The sequence below is a fragment of the Alkalilacustris brevis genome, from assembly GCF_003350345.1.
GTDB lineage: Bacteria > Pseudomonadota > Alphaproteobacteria > Rhodobacterales > Rhodobacteraceae > Alkalilacustris > Alkalilacustris brevis.
Genome location: NZ_QNVJ01000033.1, coordinates 1 through 16,667, shown reverse-complemented (window position 1 = coordinate 16,667; position 16,667 = coordinate 1). Strand labels below are relative to the sequence as shown.

13 protein-coding genes are annotated in these 16,667 nt (G+C 65.4%); 7 read left to right on the top strand and 6 right to left on the bottom strand.

Features of this window, described 5'->3' with window-relative positions:
- Window positions 1–10: 10 nt before the first annotated feature.
- The 5 genes from fdh3B (at window position 11) to DQ229_RS04595 (ending at window position 5,582) form a co-directional block, all read left to right on the top strand.
- Window positions 11–616 carry a formate dehydrogenase FDH3 subunit beta gene (fdh3B, locus tag DQ229_RS04610; protein WP_114965105.1) on the top strand — a complete coding sequence of 202 codons (606 nt, stop codon included), beginning with the start codon at window positions 11–13 and terminating at the stop codon, window positions 614–616.
- 158 nt (window positions 617–774) lie between these two features.
- Window positions 775–2,004, top strand: coding sequence for a formate dehydrogenase subunit gamma (locus DQ229_RS04605; protein ID WP_114965104.1), 1,230 nt, complete (start codon window positions 775–777; stop codon window positions 2,002–2,004).
- A 59-nt stretch (window positions 2,005–2,063) separates the two neighbouring features.
- Window positions 2,064–2,189, top strand: coding sequence for a hypothetical protein (locus DQ229_RS16890; protein ID WP_274378822.1), 126 nt, complete (start codon window positions 2,064–2,066; stop codon window positions 2,187–2,189).
- A gap of 29 nt (window positions 2,190–2,218) precedes the next feature.
- Window positions 2,219–3,613: a sigma-54-dependent transcriptional regulator gene (locus DQ229_RS04600; protein ID WP_114965103.1), complete on the top strand. Its 1,395-nt coding sequence runs from the start codon at window positions 2,219–2,221 to the stop codon at window positions 3,611–3,613.
- Window positions 3,606–5,582 (top strand): sensor histidine kinase, encoded by a 1,977-nt coding sequence (locus DQ229_RS04595; protein WP_238380959.1) that lies wholly within the window; start codon window positions 3,606–3,608, stop codon window positions 5,580–5,582. The genes DQ229_RS04600 and DQ229_RS04595 overlap by 8 nt, the downstream gene beginning before the upstream one ends.
- Window positions 5,583–5,822: 240 nt before the next feature.
- Here DQ229_RS04595 and DQ229_RS04590 read toward each other — a convergent pair whose 3' ends face one another.
- The 6 genes from DQ229_RS04590 to DQ229_RS04565 are packed head-to-tail and all read right to left on the bottom strand — an operon-like array spanning window position 5,823 to window position 13,665.
- Window positions 5,823–7,454, bottom strand: a complete 1,632-nt coding sequence (locus tag DQ229_RS04590; protein WP_238380958.1) for an FAD-dependent monooxygenase — start codon at window positions 7,452–7,454, stop codon at window positions 5,823–5,825.
- Between the two features lie 9 nt (window positions 7,455–7,463).
- Window positions 7,464–8,903 carry an aldehyde dehydrogenase family protein gene (locus DQ229_RS04585; RefSeq protein ID WP_114965127.1) on the bottom strand — a complete coding sequence of 480 codons (1,440 nt, stop codon included), beginning with the start codon at window positions 8,901–8,903 and terminating at the stop codon, window positions 7,464–7,466.
- 11 nt (window positions 8,904–8,914) lie between these two features.
- On the bottom strand, window positions 8,915–9,931 hold the full coding sequence (locus DQ229_RS04580) for an amidohydrolase family protein (RefSeq protein ID WP_114965100.1): 1,017 nt from the start codon (window positions 9,929–9,931) through the stop codon (window positions 8,915–8,917).
- A gap of 17 nt (window positions 9,932–9,948) precedes the next feature.
- Window positions 9,949–10,758 (bottom strand): IclR family transcriptional regulator, encoded by an 810-nt coding sequence (locus tag DQ229_RS04575; RefSeq protein ID WP_114965099.1) that lies wholly within the window; start codon window positions 10,756–10,758, stop codon window positions 9,949–9,951.
- Between the two features lie 3 nt (window positions 10,759–10,761).
- Window positions 10,762–12,696 carry a TRAP transporter permease gene (locus tag DQ229_RS04570; RefSeq protein ID WP_114965098.1) on the bottom strand — a complete coding sequence of 645 codons (1,935 nt, stop codon included), beginning with the start codon at window positions 12,694–12,696 and terminating at the stop codon, window positions 10,762–10,764.
- A 9-nt stretch (window positions 12,697–12,705) separates the two neighbouring features.
- Window positions 12,706–13,665, bottom strand: coding sequence for a TAXI family TRAP transporter solute-binding subunit (locus DQ229_RS04565; RefSeq protein WP_114965097.1), 960 nt, complete (start codon window positions 13,663–13,665; stop codon window positions 12,706–12,708).
- Between the two features lie 193 nt (window positions 13,666–13,858).
- On the opposite strand from DQ229_RS04565, the gene DQ229_RS04560 reads away from it, so the two are divergent.
- Entirely contained in the window at window positions 13,859–15,598 is a 1,740-nt protein-coding gene (locus tag DQ229_RS04560; RefSeq protein ID WP_238380957.1) for a thiamine pyrophosphate-requiring protein, read from the top strand.
- 262 nt (window positions 15,599–15,860) lie between these two features.
- Window positions 15,861–16,562 (top strand): aldehyde dehydrogenase family protein, encoded by a 702-nt coding sequence (locus DQ229_RS04555; RefSeq protein ID WP_114965096.1) that lies wholly within the window; start codon window positions 15,861–15,863, stop codon window positions 16,560–16,562.
- The last annotated feature ends 105 nt before the right edge of the window (window positions 16,563–16,667 follow it).

The window sequence follows — 16,667 nt, the reverse complement described above, 5'->3', positions numbered from 1 at the left end:
AGCCGAAAGAATGGCAAGAGCTAAATTTCTCTGCGACGCCGAGCGCTGCATCGAATGCAATGCCTGCGTCACCGCGTGCAAGAACGAGAACGAGGTGCCCTGGGGCATCAACCGTCGCCGGGTGGTGACCATCAATGATGGCAGCCCCGGGGAGCGGTCGATCTCGGTCGCCTGCATGCATTGTTCTGATGCGCCCTGCATGGCCGTCTGCCCGACCGACTGCTTCTACCAGACGGCGGACGGCATCGTGCTGCACTCCAAGGACCTGTGCATCGGCTGCGGCTACTGCTTCTACGCGTGCCCCTTTGGCGCGCCGCAGTTCCCGCAGGCGGGTAACTTTGGATCGCGCGGCAAGATGGACAAGTGCACCTTCTGCGCCGGTGGCCCGGAAGAAAACCACTCCAATGCCGAGTTCTCCAAATATGGTCGCAACCGGATCGCCGAAGGCAAGCTGCCGCTCTGCGCCGAGATGTGCGCGACCAAGGCGCTGCTGGCGGGCGATGGCGATGTCGTCGCCACGATCTACCGCGAGCGTGTTGTCGCACGCGGGTTCGGCGCCGGCGCCTGGGGCTGGGGATCGGCATATCGCGAGACCTCGGCGACTGCTCGGAACTGAGTGCCACGCCTTGGGGCCGGCGGTGCAATGATGCACCGGCGGCCCGCGCGGCCCTTGCGGCATGACAGGCCGTAACGGGCCGCGTTACCCGTTCTGGCGCACTTGGCGAACCCCGTTCGGGTCAATGACGAATAACAACGAGACGACAGGACACGCGCATGGCTTTGTTTCGATCCCTGGTGGTTCTTCTGCTGCTGGCAGCCTTTTCGATGACGACGGGCGCCGGGCAGGCCCAGACCCCTGAAGCGAGCGAGGCGCCCGCACGCGCGGAAACCGGCGGCGCACAGACGCTGGAGGACATCCTTGCCCGGCAACGCGGCGAGCAGATAGATGACAGCTTTCGGCGCACCGAGATCGGTGATCCGGGCGCTGCCGCCACCATGAACGAGATGCTCGGCACGCTGGGTGGTGCCTCGGACAGCGATGTCTGGCGCGCGCTGCGCTATAATCAGGCCGATGTGCAGGTTTCTTCGCGCGTGGCGGCCGCCGAAGTGCTTATGCAGGATGGCGGCATGCGCTGGCTTGAGTTTCGCAGCGGCCCGCTAAAGACATACGGGGGCTATCTGCTGCTCGGCATGCTGGCCGTTCTGGTGGTGTTTTTTGCCCTGCGCGGACGGATCCGCATCGATGGCGAAAAGACTGGGCGGCGCATGCTGCGATTCAGCGCGATCGAGCGTTTTGCCCACTGGATGCTGGCGGGCTCGTTCATCCTTCTGGCGATCACCGGGCTTGTGCAGCTTTTCGGGCGCGCTTTCATCATCCCGCTGATCGGGCGCGAGGCCTTCGCCCCCGTCGCGCTGGCGGGAAAATGGGTTCACAACAATTTCGCCTGGCCCTTCATGCTGGCCCTGCTCATGGTGATCGTGTTCTGGCTGGTTCACAATCTGCCCAACCGGCACGACTTGAAATGGCTGGCCAAGGGCGGCGGGCTGTTCAGCAAGGGCACCCACCCCCCGGCCAAGAAGTTCAACGCCGGCCAGAAGCTGATCTTCTGGGCGGTTGTGGTGCTGGGGCTGTCGATTTCCGCCTCGGGGCTGGCGCTGCTGTTCCCCTTCCAGATGCCGCTCTTTGCCGTCACCTTCGAGAAGCTCAACGCGCTTGGCCTGCCGCAGCTGTTTGGCTATGGTGCGTTGCCCGAAGTGCTTGCCCCGCACGAGGAAATGCAACTCGCCCAGGCGTGGCACGCGATCGTGGCCTTTGTCTTCATGGCGATCATCATGGCCCATATCTATCTCGGCTCGGTCGGGATGGAGGGGGCCTTCGACGCGATGGGCAGCGGCGAGGTCGAGGAGCAGTGGGCAAAGGAGCACCACAGCCTCTGGTTCGAAGAAGAGAAGGAAAAGCAGGCCACTGCCTCCAAGAAGCCGGCAGCACAGCCGGCAGAATGACAGGGCTAATGCAATTGCTTGCGCCGCCCCCGCGGGCCGCACGCGAACTGGAGTGAATGATGAAAGCGATGTACCTGGCCTTTGCAGCGACGATCGTTCTGGCCGTGCTGGCAAATATTGCGCTTGACCGGGCGGGTTTTTCGACCGAGGAAGTTACCAGCGGGCCTGCGGTCCGCCTGGACTGACAATTGCGAGCGATCCAAAGGGCCACGTAATGCCGTCCGCCACCGACGCCGCGCGCCGACCGGCGCGGACGCATCCTTCCGGTCAAGCGCCCTTCGAGGCGGAGCAATCCGGGGCGACACTCGCCCATGCCTCGATCCTGGTGGTCGACGACGAGCCAGGTATGCGCAATTTCCTCGTGCGTATCCTTGAGCGTCACGCCAAGCGGGTAGATGCGGTGGGCAGCGCCGAGGATGCGACGCGGCAACTCGATGCGCACCACTACGACCTTGTTGTGCTCGACAATGTGATGCCCGGGCAATCGGGGCTCGACTGGCTGGATGAGCAACGCCATATCGGGTTTTTCTCCGAGGCGATCCTGATGACGGCATATGCCGATCTCGAGACTGCCATCCAGGCCTTGCGGCTGGGCGCGGCCGATTTCGTGCTCAAGCCGTTCCGTTCGAACCAGATCCTCAATGCGGTGATGCGCTGCCTCGACAGGCGGGTGCTGCGGCGCGAAAACTTTCTTCTGCGCTATGAGCTGGGGGCCGAGTCTCCGGCGGCACGGGGGCGGTTGCTGGGAAACTCGCCCTCGATCGAGGCGGTGCGCGCCACTCTGGAAAAGGTCGCGCCAATGTCGATGCCAGTGTTGCTGACAGGCGAAAGCGGCACCGGAAAGGAAATTGCCGCGCGCACGCTGCACTCCATTTCGGATCGCGCCGAGCGCCCCTTCGTGCCGATCAACTGCGCGGCCATCACGCCGGACCGGATCGAAAGCGAACTTTTTGGCGAGATCGGCGCCGCCGGGCATGAGGGGCTCTTGGTGAATGCCTCCGGTGGGACGTTGTTTCTGGACGAGATCGCCGAGTTGCCCCTGCAGGTGCAGGCCTCGCTGCTGCGTGTGATCGACGAGAACCGTCTGCGCCCCAGCGGATCGGAACGGGAAGTTCCGCTCAACCTGCGCTTTGTCGCGGCCACCAATGCCGATCTTGAGCGGGCGGTGGCCGACGGAACTTTTCGCCGCGACCTCTATTACCGGATCTCGGGCATGACGATCCGCATGCCGCCGCTGCGCGAAAGGGTGGGCGATATTGCCGATCTCGCGGCCATGTTCATGGGCCGCAGCGCGCGCGAGATGGGCGCGCCACCCCTGCCGTTGAGCGAGGAGGTGCTGGTGCGTCTGGGCCGCTACGACTGGCCCGGCAATGTGCGCGAGTTGCGCAACCTGATCGAGCGCGCGGTGATCCTGGGCGAGTTGCCGCCAGAGTTTGCTCCCAGCAACGACACGCATCAAGCCGAGCCTTCCGAAAGCCTCGAAGCGGTGGAGCGGCGCCATATCCTGACCGTGCTCGAGGCTTGCGGCGGCAACCGGGCCGAGGCCGCGCGCCGGCTCGGCGTGGCGCGCAAGACCATCGACCGCAAATGCGCGATGTGGAATGTCTGATCCGGCACCTGCGATCATGGCGCGGCTTCCCTTCTACAAGACGGTGCGCGCGCGGTTGCTGGTGATCGCGCTGTTGCCGGTGCTGTTGCTGATGCCCTTGTTGCTGGGCGCCACGATGCGCGGCTGGATCGCCCAGTTCGACGATACGCTCACCGCCAAGGTCAACAGCGAGTTGACCATCGCCCATCAGCATCTTGCCGGCCTGATCGAGAGCCGCGGTGCCGCGGTCGAGGCGCTGGGTGGCTCCTGGCTGGTGGTGCGGCATCTGCGCGGAGGCGAACCACTGGAGCCCTTGCTGGAGCGCGAAGCCGGGCCGCTGGGTTTCGATTACCTGCTTTATCTGCCCGCGCGGGAAGCAGCGCAGGCGCGATGGCCGGTTGTGCAGCGCGCCCATGATGGCGAGCGGGCCGGTGCCATCGACATACTCGATCAGGAAGAGCTTGCCGCCCTGTCACCCGACCTGGCCGAGCGCGCTATCGTTCCGCTGGTGGAAACCCGCGCCGCCGTGCCCACCGACAAGACCATCGAGGACCGGGGCATGGTTGTGCATGTCGCCGCGCCTGCCCCCGGCGGGGTGCTGCTGGGCGGCGTTCTGCTCAACCGCAACCTGGGTTTCATCGACGAGATCAACACCATCGTCTACCCCGAGGCCAGCCTTGCCGCGGGCAGCCAGGGCACGGCCACGCTGTTTCTCGACGATGTGCGGATCAGCACCAATGTCCGCCTTTTCGAGGATGTCCGCGCGCTGGGCACGCGGGTTTCGGCAGCGGTGCGCGGGCGGGTTCTGGATGAGGGCGAAGTGTGGCTTGACCGGGCGTTCGTGGTCAATGACTGGTATGTGTCGGCCTATGAGCCGATCACCGACAGTTTCGGCAACCGGGTGGGCATGTTGTATGTCGGGTTCCTGGACGCGCCCTATCGCGCGGCCGAACGGCAGATGATGATCCGTGTGGGGGCGGCGTTCCTGATCGTTCTCGCGGTGGCGGTGCCGCTTTTCCTGTGGCTGGCGCGCGGCATCTTCCGCCCGCTCGAGCGGATCAACGCCACGATCGGGCGGGTCCAGCAAGGCGATCTGGGCGCGCGCACCGGCACCATCGCGCAGGATGACGAAATCAGCCGTGTGGCCGCACAGCTCGACAGCTTGCTTGAGCAACTGCAAAGGCAGAACCGTGCACTTAAGGACTGGGCCGAAGAACTTGAGGATCGCGTCGCCGCGCGCACCGCGGACCTGGCCGAGGCCAATCGCCAGATCGAGACCACGAGCAAGCAGTTGATCCTGTCCGAGAAGCTGGCGGCCATCGGCGAGATCACCGCAGGGGTCGCGCATGAGATCAATAATCCGCTGGCGGTTATCCAGGGCAATTTCGATGTCATCCGCGAAGAACTGGGCGCGCGTGTCGAGCCGCTGCGAACCGAGTTTCAACTGGTGCAGGAACAGATCCAGGCGATCCATATCCTTGTCACCAAGCTGCTGCGCTTTGCCCGTCCCGAGGAATACGCCGACAGCGGCGGCGGTGTCGACCCTGACCAGGCGATCCGGGATACCCTGCCTCTGATCCAGCATGTGCTCACGCGTTCGGAAATCGAACTGCGGCTTGACCTTGACGCGGGCGGGCAGGTGCGAATGAACCAGACCGAGCTTCAACAGGTCATGATCAACCTGATGGTGAATGCCATCCAGGCGATGCCGGGCGGTGGCCGGCTCGAGATCGTCAGCCGCAGCGACACGCTGCATGGCGCCGATGCGGTGCGCATCGAGGCGCGCGATACCGGCATCGGGATGCCGCCCGAGGTTGTTGCCAAGGTCTTCGACCCGTTCTTTTCGACCAAGCGCAGCGAGGGGACGGGCCTGGGTCTTGCGGTGTCGCGTGATCTCGTGCAGCGCGCCGGCGGCGAGCTTGGCGTGACCAGTGAACCGGGGCAGGGAAGCTGCTTTACCGTCGTCCTGCCCTGCACGGGGAAGGAGTGACGCGCCCTCGGGGTGCCGTGACCCTGGCCAGAGAGCTGGACACCGTGCCGCCCGCGCTTGAGGGCGTTGACCGTGTGGAACAGCCCGCCGTTCCGGTTCATCGGATGCGGGGACTGAATAACTATAGCGTGCCCGCGCTTGAACGGCATCACCCCGCCCAGGACGCTTGCGGCCCGGGCATACGCCCGCCCGCCGCCCAGGCGGGCGCATGCCCTCAGATCGGTGCCGGACGAGTCCAATTCAACGCGACACGTCCTGGCGGCGCCCTGCAGCGTGGCGCAGAATGGCTTCTGCATCCTCGGCATCTTCGCCCGTCCAGGCGATGAATTCATCCGGCCGCACGAGGATCATCGCCGCCTTCCACGCCTCGCGCCCGTCGCGGCGCGTATCGCGAACCACGGTTAGCGGGATGCCTGTTGCAGCCGCGGCTTTCTCGAAGGCCGCCACGGCGGCTTCGGGCGCGTCCAGCGCCAGCAAGGTGAAACCACGCCCCAGCGCCTCGAACACGTTGCGGCCGTCGGACAGCTCCTGCGGGGGCAGGTGGTGCCCGGCGCGGGCCTCGAAGCTGTGCGCGCCCACCGCACTGGGGCTGCCCGCGGCGCCGCCCACCGTCACTGGCGAGCCGCGATAATTCGGCTCAAAGGCGTTGACCTCGTCGCGGGCCCCGACGGCGCGGGCTTGCCACGCGGCCTCGAACGCGGCGCGGTCCTTTTCGGGGCTGTGGGTGGCGAGAAACTCCGCGTCTTCCTCGATGAAGTTCTCGATGAAATCACGCGAGGTCGAGACAAAGACGGGGCGGCGCTCGGCGTCGTAGCTGTCCAGCAGTTCCGGCCCGGCCCAGCCCTCGAGATGCGCGGCCAGCTTCCAGCCCAGGTTGCGCGCATCCTCAAAACCCGAATTGATGCCGAAGCCCCCATATGGCGGATGGCTGTGCGCCGCGTCGCCTGCGATGAACACGCGCCCGGCGCGGTAGCTGTTGGCGATGGCAAAGCGCAGGTCCCAGAAGCCGACATAGTCGAGATCGACCGCGAACTCGGCGCCCACCGCGCGATGGAGATAGGCCTTGAAGTCGAAATTGTCCTCGGTCGTATCCATCGGCACCGGGGCATGAAAGAACCATGTCGACCCCAGATCGACGCGCCCGAAAAACATCCAGTAGCCCTCAAGATCCGGGTGCAGGGCGTTGTAGAACTGTTTGTCGGGATAGCGTTCCAGCAGATCGTGCAACTCGGTCGAACGGAACACCAGAAGCACCATCTTCTTGTCGTGATCGCGCCGGTCTTCGGAGATTCCGGCCTGCTCGCGTACCAGTGAGCGGCTGCCATCGCACCCGGCAAGATAGCTGCCGCGCAGGGTCTTGCGGGCGCGGTCGTCGCGCGCTTCGATCTCGACGCTCACGCCGCTGTCGTCCTGGGTGAAGCCCACGCCGCTCCACCCGTAATGCACGGTTATCTGCGGGATCCGGGCGGCACGCGCGCGCAGAACGGCCTCGGTCGCGTATTGCGGCAGGCGCTCGTTCTCGGTGAAGTAGTACTGGCGCACCAGGTCACGCTGCAGCCAGTCGTAATGGTAATCCGAAAGCACTGTCCCGTAACAGGTCAGCCCGCCGATACCGTGGCCCTTGGGCACGGTGCGCGCGGCGCGCAGCTCTGCCTCGGCCTCCCATGCGTGAAAATGCTCCATCGTGCGCTGCGTGAGGTTCTGGCCCTTGGGCACGGGCTGGGGCTCTGTATAGCGCTCGACCACGCCGACACGCACGCCGCGCTGGCCAAGTTCGATCGCCAGCCCCAGTCCGACCGGGCCGCCGCCGACGATCACCACGTCATATTTTTCCTGCTCTGTCATGTTTTCCCGCTCTGTCATATGTTTCATGGCAGCGGATCAAACGCTGCCCTGCTCCATGTAGATGTGCTTGGTTTCGAGAAAGTCGTTCAGCCCTTCGACGCCATGCAGGCGCCCCAGGCCCGACTGGCCGTAGCCTCCGGTTTCCCCTTCGGCGAAGAGCCGTCCGTGGCAATTCAGCCAGACCGTCCCCGCGCGGATCGCCCGCGACACCCGCATCGCCCGCTCGAGGTTCGCGGTATGAACGCTGGCGGCCAGCCCATAGACAGTGGCGTTGGCGCGCTCGACCGCTTCGGCCTCGTCGCCGAATGCCTCGATCGAAACCAGCGGCCCGAACAGTTCTTCTTGCACCAGCGGCGATTGCAGGTCGTCGGTCCTGAACAGGCTGGGCGTCAGAAACGCCCCGCGCGCAAGCTTGCCACCGGGGTTGGCGCCGCGCAGGATCAATTCGCATTCGTCCCCCGCGCGTTCGATCAGGGCGGCGACCCTAGCTTCGTTCTCCTTGTCGATCAGCGCGCCCATCTGGCTGGATGCGTCGGCACCGGGGCCTGTCCTGACCGACCGGAAGGCTTCGGTGATGCGGGCGGTGAATTCGGGCAGGATGCTTTCCTGCACCAGAAACCGAGTCGCGGCGACGCAGATCTGCCCCGCCATGACCAATGCGCCGCGTGTCAGCTCGCGCACCGCGCGGTCCAGATCGGCATCATCGAACACGACCGCCGGCGCCTTGCCGCCCAGTTCCAGCCCCACGCGCTTGAGCGTGGGCGCGGCCCCCGCCATGATCTTGCGCCCGGTGGCCGAAGATCCGGTGAAGCTGATCACGTCGATATCGCGCGAGGCGACCATCGCCTCGCCCACCTCCGAGCCGTTCTCGTTCACCGAATTCACGACGCCCGGCGGCAAGGCGGGACAATCGGCCAGGCATTCCATCACCCGCTGATGGATCAGCGGTGTCTGGTGTGCGGGCTTGATCACGCAGGTGCACCCCGCCGCCAGGGCCGGGCCAAGCGAACGCGCCAGCAGCATGACCGGTGCGTTCCACGGCACGATGATCGCCGCCACGCCGGCGGCCTCGCGGTGCATCATGGAAAGGGCCCCGGTCTGCGCCTCGAAAGTGCGCCCGAGGATCGTGCGGGCCAGGCCGCCATAGTAGCGCAGCTCGGATATGGCGCCGATCATCTCGCCCATCGCTTCGGAACGAAGCTTTCCGTTCTCGGAGACGATCAACCCGGCGATCTCGTCTTGCGCCGCCTCCAGCCGGTCGGCGATCTGGAACAACGCATCCGCGCGCTGGCGGGGCGATGTCTGCCAGTTGGTGCCGAAGAACGCCCGGCGCGCGCTGGCGGCGGCCTCCTCTGCCAGCGCCTTGCTGCCTGCGTGATACTGGCCCAGCACCGCGCCGGTCGCCGGGTCGAGGCTGTCGCGCAGCGCCCCCTGACCCAGCCATTCGCCGTTTATGTAGTGTCTTGCGGGAGTCATGGTGCCCTTGGTCAAAGTTTCAGGCCAAGCAGGTTCACGGCGTTGTCCTGATAGAGCTTCTGGCGCTGCGCGTCGGTGATCTCCATCCGGTCGATGATCTCGATGGTGTCACGGATGTATTTCGGCCCGCCTTCCGGATCGAAGGGCGCATCCGAGGCGAACAGCACCCGATCCTCGCCGAAGAATTCCATCGCGTGTTCGATCGCCTTTTGCGAACCGAAGCTGGCAGTGTCGGCGTAGAACTCCTTGAAGTAATCCAGGTGGGGCCGTTTCAGGGCCTTGCGCACGGCAGCAAGGTCGCGGTCCGTGGTCCGCGCGCCCATCTGGTCCCAGCCGGGGCCCACGCGGCCCTCGAAGAACGGGATCATGCCGCCGGCGTGGTGGGTGATGATCTTGAGGTTCGGCCAGCGGTCGAAAAACTGCGAGAACACCATGCGTGCCATCGCGGCCGAGGTTTCATAGGGCCACCCAAGGGTCCACCAGATTTCGTATTCCGACTGGTCCTCGGTCAGGTAATCCGAAAAATTCGCGCCGCGGGCCGGATGCAGCCAGACGGGCTTGCCGACGCTGTCCATGTATTCGAAGAAGGGCGCGAACTCGGGCAGGTCCAGCGGTTTGCCGTTGACATTGGTGAAAATCTGCATGCCCACGGCGCCCAGATCTTCGATCGCGCGGCGCGATTCCGCGACCAGCCCTTCGGGGTGCGTCATCGGCGTCGTGCCGATGAAGGCGGGAAAGCGGTCGGGGTATTTCTGGCAAAGCTCGGCCATGGAATCGGAACCGATCTGCGAAAGCTCGAGTGCCTTGTCGGAATCGACCAGCTTTTCAAGCGGCGGCGAGGCCAGCGAAAGCACCTGGCAGTAATCCGGGCCGAACTCGTCCATCACCTCGAAGCGGCGGTCGAGATTTGTCATCATCGGCACGTCGCCCGACCGTTTGGTGATGTCGCTCATGGTGCCGATATGGCCGATCAGCGCATCAAAGAACTTTTCCGGCCAGATGTGGTTGAAAGCGTCAATCTTCTTCATGTGTCCTCCGTTTGAGTTCATGCCCGGCGCGCGGTTGGCGCGCCCTCCTGGGCCTGTTTCGTTTCATCCTCGGCGCGCTGGCGTTCCAGTTGCGCGCTGATCCTTTCTGCTAGGTCGGACACGCGGCCGCCGATCTCGTCGATCCGATAGGCTGCGGCCAGGGTGCCGGCGATGGTTACGCAAAGGCTTGCGACGGGCACCCGCGCGGTGTCGAACACGGGCGCCGCGATTCCCACGACGCCGGGTGTCACTTCGCCACAAGCCACGGCGTAGCCCAGTTTGCGCACCTCGCGCATACGCTCGGCAATGTCCGCAACAGAGCTGCCCAGACCGATGCTGCGCAGTTCGTCGAAATTTTCCTCGATCATCGCAAGCATCTGGCGGCGCGGCAGGAATGCCATGATCGAGCGCGAGATCGCGCCACGCGCCAGCGGCATCGGGCGGCCACGCGGATAGCTGGAAAGCGGATCGGGTATGGAGCAATCCGCCGCCACGCACAGGATGCGCTGCCCGTACCAGCGCACCAGAAGCGCCGAACACGGATAGCGTTCGGTCAGGTCCTCGAGGTGCGGGCGCCCGTGGCGCACCATCGCGTCGGACTTGCGCATGAGATAATCCATCTCGACCACGCGCGGGCCCAGCGTGAATCCCGCGTTGGGATACGAGGCCAGAAGCCCCGCATCCTTCATCGTCTTGAGGTAGCGATAGAGCGTCGGCCGTGAATAGCCCAGTTCCTGCATCAGCTCGTCAGGCGTCCATTCCAGGCGATCCTCGGTGAACAAATCGAGGATCGCCAGGACGCGGTCGAGACTGTTGAGGCCGCTCATACGTTACGCCTCTTCGGACTTGCGCGCAGCGCGCAGGAAGCTGGTCACGATCAGCGCAAGGCCGCCGGCAACGCCGACGAGATCGCTGATCCAGGCGCCATCGAACATGCCGGCCGGAAGCAGCGCCAGCATCCCGAAGCTGCCGAACAGGACGCGGACGAACGGCGTCATCCGTTCGGCCATGAAGCCCGCCAGCGCCGCCGAAACCAGCCAAACGCCGATAACGGCCGTAAACAGCGCCAACCCGATCTGAAGCGGCGCGCCGATCATCAGAAGCGATGGCGAGAACACGAACAGCACCGGAATGACATAGGCCGACCACCCGAAGCGCATCGCCGCGAAGCCGGTCGCCATCGGCGCGGCCCTGGCGATGGAGGCGGCCGCAAAGGCGGCCATCGCAATGGGCGGGGTGATCATCGACATCATGCCGAAATACAGGACATAAAGATGCGCGGCGATCGGTTCGATGCCAGTCTGGATAAGCGCGGGTGCGACCAGTGCGGCCAGCAGCACATAGACCCCCAGCGTCGGAAGCCCCATGCCCAGCACGATGCACACCAGCGCGGAAAGCGCCAGCAGCGCGATCATGCTGCCTGCCCCGATCTGCACCAGTGCATAGGTCAGGTTGAAGCTCAGCCCGGTGACGTTCAAGACCCCGATCACGATGCCGGACGCGCCCGAGATCAGCAGGATCTCGACCACCGAGAACCCCGTTTTCGGGACCGCGCCGATGATGGTGTCTAACCCCGGTCGCGCCTTGCGGTATCCCAGCACGAGCGAGGTCACGATAACCGACGCCGCTGCCGCCATCGCGGCCCGTTCGGGCTGCCAGTTGAGCGAGAACAGCGCATACATCAACACGACGAAGGCGAACAGGAAGTGAAGCCCCGTCAGCACCTCGCTCCGGGGCGGGATGCGCGATTTGGGCACGCTGGAAATTCCCAGCTTGGCAGCCTCCAGGTCGGCCTGAATGAAAAGCGCGACGTAATACAGAAGCGAAGGCGCAAGCGCCGCCAGCACGATGTTGGTGTAGGGCACGCCCAGGAATTCGGCCATCAGGAACGCGGCCGCGCCCATCACCGGCGGCATCAACTGCCCACCGGTCGAGGCGACGGCCTCGATGGCCCCGGCCTTGTGGCTAGGATAGCCGTCGCGCTTGATCAGCGGGATCGTGACGACACCGGTGCCGACCACATTCGCCACCGCCGACCCCGAAACCGAACCGAACAGCGCCGAGGCCAGCACCGCGATCTTCATCGCGCCCCCGCGAAAACGCCCCATCACCAGAAGCGCCGCATCGGTAAAGAAATTGGACCCGCCCGAGACATTGAGAAGCTGTCCGAACAGGATGAAAGCCACGACGACAGTGCCCGCCACCGCCATCGGGATGCCAAGGATGCCGTTCGAGTCGAGCGCCATGTATCCGGCCAGCACCTCGAAGCTCTGGGCACGGCCCTGCATCCGCCCGGGAACCAGATTGCCAAACAGCGCGTAGAGCAGAAAGACCGATATGATGATGACCAGCGCCCAGCCCGTGGCGCGACGCAGCGCCTCGAGCAGCAGAAGGGTCATGATCACGCCGGGCAGCCAGATGTTCATCGGGCCCATGAAGATGAGGTTCACCATCTGCGGGTAGTAGAGAACGATGTAGCCAACCGCCCCCAGACACGCGATGGCGGCGACCGCGTCATACCACGGCAGCCGGTCGCGCAAGGCGCTGCGCCGCAAGGGCATGGACACGAAGGCGACCGCCATCGACAGCCCGAGGATCACCGCAAGGATCTGCTGCGGATAGTAGGAAATGCCAAGCATCCTGGGCACGCCAAGCGCCCAGCCCACCGCGACCAGAGTGATGCATGTTGCGAGGATGTTCGCGATGGGCCGCCAAACGGCGGGGGAAAGGCCGCTTTCGGCCTTTCCCTTCAGGTCATTCGACATATGCCTGGCTCACTCGTTCCAGAGACCGACTTCTTGGTAGAAGCGAATCGCAGCGGGGTGATAATCGGTCACGCCCGTGTCGCCGACCATGTGCTCTTCGGGATTGAAGGCATTGAACGGCGGGAAGGTGTCGCCAAGGATCTCGGTCTGCTCATAGAGCGCCTTTGTCATCGCGTAGACGGCTTCATCAGGCGCGTTCGCATGGGTGAAGACGAGCTGCGGATAGGCAAAGTACCAGCCATCTTCCAGCACGCCGGGCATCGCGCCCTCGCTCAGATGGTGGAAGAATGCCACCGGCCAGTGTTCGCGTGCCCGTTCTAGGTTTTCCTCGGTCGGTTCGACAGTCAGGGCGCGCAATCCGCCGACCGCGGCATCCGCCTCGCGGACCTTGCCGGCGCCATGGGCAAAGATGAACCCGACCGAGTCGCCTGCGATGAAGGCATCCGCCCCGGCAACCACGCTGGGCACGTTGACGGGCTGCATGTCGGCACGCGTCAATCCGACGGTCGAATAGATTGCATCGAGCTGCGGGATGATGGTCTGCTGCGCGGTGTAGCCATCCACCATGCGGTGCCCTTCAAGGTCGGCGACCGTCATGATGTCGGAATCGGCGCGCACGAAAATCGCCTCGACCAATGGCATGATCAGGCCGACGACGCGCAGGTCGGGGTTTTCGCTGCCGCTGAACCATTCGGCCCCTTGCTGGGCGTAGTTCACCTCCTGAAGGTTGGCGACACCAAACTCGATACCGCCCGATGCGACAAGCGGGATGTACTGGTTGGGGCTGGTGGCGGGCTGGATCGTGGCGCGCAGGCCGGAGGCATTGGCCGCGTTGGCCACGGCGGTTCCGATATTGTGGAACAGTGAGCCGGGATTGGACGTGGCGATGCCCACGTTCTGGGCGCTGGCCGCACCGCCCGCGATTGCAAGCGCAGCTGTCAGCGCGGCTCCGGAAACGAGATGTCGCATTCTTTTCCTCCCTGGATGGATATGCGTGTGTCGGCCTGGCTGGCCGATCTCCTCTACAAAATCCCGATATTTGAGATTTTGATACATCTTTTTTGCTTGTCATCCGCCGCATTTCAAGAGGAGATTTCACCGGAGAGCCGGAAAATGATGTGGCCTGAGGCTGCATCCAACTACGCTTGCGAGGAGTAAGATATTGATAAACCGTGATTCCGATGAAGGCGCGTCGCGAGCAGAGGCTTCCGAATCCCGCAACCCGACCGGCGCGGAGGCCCTTTTGGGTAGCCTCAAGCGCAACGGGATCGACTATGTATTCTCAAATGCAGGGACCGACTTCCCGCCGATCATCGAGGCCATCGCCACGCTGGAGGCCGACCAGCGGCCCGAAATGGTCCTTGTTCCCCATGAAACCGCCGGTGTCGCCATGGCGCATGGCCACTATCTTGTGACCGGCCGGGCGCAGGGTGTGATGGTTCATGTCAATGTCGGCCTGGCGAACTGCGCCATGGGCATCATCAATGCCGCAAGCGATGATATTCCGGTTGTCATGATGTCGGGCCGCACGCCGATCACCGAACGCGGTCGTCCCGGCGGGCGAATGACACCGATCCAGTACGGCCAGGAGATGTATGACCAGACCTCGCTGGTGCGGGACGTGACCAAGTTCAACTATGAAATGCGCTATCCCGAGCAAGGCGAATCCCTGCCCACGCGCGCCGTTGCGCTTGCCAACAGTGCGCCCTGTGGGCCGGTTTACCTGAGCCTGCCGCGCGAGCCGTTGATGGAGCAGATACCGGCAGGCCTGGAGGAGGCGACCCCGCAGCAGCCCTCATCCCTGCCACATCCCGATCCGGCGGCCATTGGCCAGCTGGCCGCATGGCTGGCGCAGGCGGCCAATCCGCTGATCCTGTGCCAGCGCAGCGATACCGAAGGCCGCGCGGCCTCGGCGCTGGCAGTGTTGTCCGAACGCCATGGCATTGCCGTGGCCGAGCCGTTCCTGGTGCGAAACGTGCTGCCGGGCGATCACCCGATGCTGATCGGCAACGACCCCAAGGCGGCGATCGCCAATGCCGACCTTGTCATCGTGCTCGACAGTGGTGTGCCCTGGATCGAGGCGGCCCATCGCCCCGGTTCGGGAACCCGTGTCGTGCATATCGGCCCCGATCCGCAATTCCGCCGAATGCCGGTGCGTGGCTACCGCACCGATCTTGCCATCCAGGCCGACCCGGCGGCCGCGCTGCATGCGCTGGCCGCGGCACTTGGTGCGCCGGACGAGGCGGTGGAAAAACGACGCCGCGCAATCGCGGCGCAATCGGCCGAGCGCCGCGCAAAGGCGGATGAAGTCGCGCAAAGCGGCGCCACCAGCCCGATGAGCGGTGAGTGGCTCAGCAAATGCGTGTCCGACATCATGGACCAGGATGCCGTCGCGTTCAGCGAACTGGGGCTGGTGCCGGGCGCGATGTCCGCGAAGGGGCCGAACCGCATCTTCAACAATCCCCATTCCGGCGGGCTCGGGTGGGGGTTTCCCGCGGCGCTTGGCGCTCAACTCGCGGATCGCGACAGGCTGGTGATCGCCTGTATCGGCGACGGCTCCTACATGTTCGCCAATCCTGTGGCCTGCCACCAGATCGCCGAGGCGCTGGAACTGCCGGTTCTGGTCATCATCAAGAACAACGGCATCTGGAACGCCGTTCGGCGTGCCGTGATCGGCTCGTATCCCGATGGGGCGGCAGCGCGCGCGAACACGGTTCCGCTGACCTCGCTCCAGCCGGCCCCCGATTACCTGATGGTCGCCGCGGCCAGCCGCGCGCATACCGAGCGCGTGCTTGATGGCGCCGATCTGCCCGGCGCCCTGGCCCGCGCCGTGGAGGTCATCCGCAGCGAACGGCGGCAGGCGGTGCTCGACGTGGCGGTCGCACTCTCGGATCGGCACTGACCGCTATCAGAAGGGTGGAAATGGGGCAGGCCGGGCATGCGCCCGCCCCGCCGGCGGTGCACCTGCGGCACGACGCGGGCGCATACCTTCCGGTCGGAGTTGGATGAGTTCAATTCAAGACAACACCTCCTGATCTGGCTCTGACTGGCGCGGTCCGGTCTGAAAGGGGTGGCAACCGGCTCATCTTCTGGAATGATGCCCGAAGCGAGGCTGACGACGAAAGGGAGGCGCCGGTGGGGCAGGCGATGGGGGGCCGCGGCTGATGGAACTCGGCGAACGGTTGCTGGTCTATTACATCGCGGGCGCGTGGCGGGCGCCGCTGGGCACCGCGATGCGGCCCGTGCCGCTGGCGCGCGGCGGGCAGAGGGCGCTGGTCGAGGCCGGACCCGAGGATGTGGCGCGCGCCTTGGCGGCGGTGCAGTCGGGCGGGCGGGTGCAGGTTGGGCCGGGCGCCGGAGGTGAGGCCGTGGCTGCTGCGCTGGAGGCACAGGCCGACCTGCTGACCGAGGCTATCATGCTTGAACATGGCGTCACCCGTGCCGAGGCTGCGCGCGAACTGGCCGCGAGCCTGCGCGCGGCGTCTGTGCCGCCCGATCTGCCCGTGTTGCCCAAAGAGGGGGCGCTGCTGCTGCTGGGGGCGGTGGGGGCGCGGCCTGCGCTCTGGGCGGGGGCGCTTGCCGGCGGGCTGGCTGTGGGGCGGTCGTTGCTGATCAAACCCGCGCCACGCGCGCCAGTGGTGCCCCTGATGCTGGTGGCGGCGCTGCACGGGGCGCGATTGCTGCGGCCTGGCGCCTTGGGGCTGGTGCAGGGCGGCGGCGCGACCACCGGGCGCGCGCTCCTGGTGCAGCCGGGGCTGGCGGGCGCACTGCTGCTGGGCAGGGGAGCGGCCCGCCCGGGATTGGCGGGCGCGGCGGAAGACGCCGGGCTGCCGCTGATCTGCGTGCCCGGCCCGGACGGCCTGTAAAAGGCCGCAGCAGACTACGGCCCGAGAAGAGATCCGAGGGCAGCGCCTGCCGGGATGGAGGGGGACCGTCGCCCCGGTGGGGCGGCGTAAGCCCCCGGAATGGCA